Source organism: Sphingomonas sp. AC435, from assembly GCF_979253005.1.
The window spans coordinates 1-254 of the sequence record NZ_CEEDCJ010000066.1; the positions used below are offsets into that span (position 1 = coordinate 1).

Sequence of the window (254 nt, forward strand, 5' to 3'; positions counted from 1 at the left end):
CCATGCAGCGCTCGCCCGCCGAACCGACTGCCGCGCCGGACAGGTCGGCGACGACCTGATCGCGGTCGGCGTCGGGCATGACGATGCCGTGGTTCTTGGCACCGCCCATCGCCGGCACGCGCTTGCCCGCCTCGACGCCGCGGCGGGAGACGTAGTGGGCGATGTCCGACGACCCGACGAAGCTGATCGCGCTGAGCGCGGGGTGAGCGAGGATGGCGTCGACCATCTCCTTGTCGCCGTGGACGACCTGAAGG

1 protein-coding gene is annotated in these 254 nt (G+C 71.3%); it reads right to left on the reverse strand.

The window, feature by feature from the left end:
* The coding region (locus AC0CH8_RS18980) for an aldehyde dehydrogenase family protein (RefSeq protein ID WP_465241215.1) at positions 1-254 on the reverse strand (254 nt) is incomplete at both ends.